Annotated in this window: 1 protein-coding gene; it reads right to left on the bottom strand. The window is 49.0% G+C overall.

Translation table 11 applies throughout. The annotated features are described in order from the left end of the window. Positions 1 to 16 precede the first annotated feature (16 nt). Positions 17 to 1,128 (bottom strand): IS3 family transposase gene (locus OOJ59_RS27890; protein ID WP_094168991.1). Its coding sequence is split into 2 segments (ribosomal slippage): positions 17 to 867 and positions 867 to 1,128, totalling 1,113 coding nucleotides; the frame shifts between segments, so codons are not numbered across the junction. Positions 1,129 to 1,207: the final 79 nt, after the last annotated feature.

Below are 1,207 nucleotides of genomic sequence, written 5' to 3'. Positions count from 1 at the left end.
TGTAAATAGACCCGTTTTAGTTCCATGCATTTTTTGAGATCCCGGCCAAATAATGGTGCTGTCGGTATTCCTCCGGTGTCATATTGTTCAGTGATTCATGCGGGCGTTCACAGTTATATTCTGACAACCATTTCTCCGTGATTTCCCGCACTTCACTCAGCGTTCTGAACAGATAAAAATCGAGTATTTCTGTACGGTATGTCCGGTTAAAGCGCTCAATAAAAGCGTTCTGCGTCGGCTTACCCGGCTGAATAAATTCCAGTTTTACTGCATGTTGCTCTGCCCATTCAGCCAGTGCCAGAGAGATAAATTCCGGACCATTATCCATGCGTAGCATGACCGGATAGCCGCGATTTGCCGCAATCCTGTCGAGTACACGGACCACGCGCAAAGCTGGCAGATTCAGATCGATTTCAATCGACAATGCCTCACGGTTAAAGTCATCAACGACATTGAACGTGCGAAAACGACGGCCACAGACCAGAGCATCATGCATAAAATCGACAGACCAGCTCTGGTTCAGCGCTTCCGGTGTGGCCAGTGGCGAGGGATTACGCACCGGCAACCGTTGTTTGCCTTTACGGCGAAAATTCAGCTTCAGCAGACAATAAATACGATGGATCCTTTTGTGATTCCACGGGTATCCCTGCCGCCGCAGAACCTGGAAAAGTTTTGGAAAACCGTACCGTGGGTATCGCTCTGCCACTGCCTGCAACGCGACAATAACGGGTTCGTCACGCGTGGTATCCGGACGGTAATGGTAAACCGTTCTGCTCAGGTTCAGACTCCGGCAGGCCTGACGGATACTGAGTCCAAATGTCGTTATCAGATGAGAGACCAGCTCACGCTTAAAGGCTGGTTTTAAAGCTTTTTTTCGATAACGTCTTTCAGCGCCCGGTTCTCAAGGCTCAGGTCGGCAAACATCTGTTTGAGACGCCGATTCTCGTCCTCAAGATCCTTGATCTTTTTAATATCAGAAGCCTCCATGCCGCCGTATCTGGACTTCCAGTTGTAGTAGGTGGCTTCAGAGATACCGGCCTCCCGGCAGACATCTTTAACGGTTCGTCCGGCTTCAACCGATTTAATTACAGCAATGATCTGATGCTCAGTAAAACGGGCTTTACGCATAGCGATCTCCTTTGTTGGCAGAGTGATTATGCCGGAGGGTCTCTAAATGTGAATGGCACGATTATGCGGGATACTTACA

Source organism: Citrobacter sp. W9 (genome assembly GCF_026719375.1).
Classification (GTDB): Bacteria; Pseudomonadota; Gammaproteobacteria; order Enterobacterales; family Enterobacteriaceae; genus Citrobacter; species Citrobacter werkmanii.
This window is presented reverse-complemented; position numbering and strand designations above follow the sequence as displayed.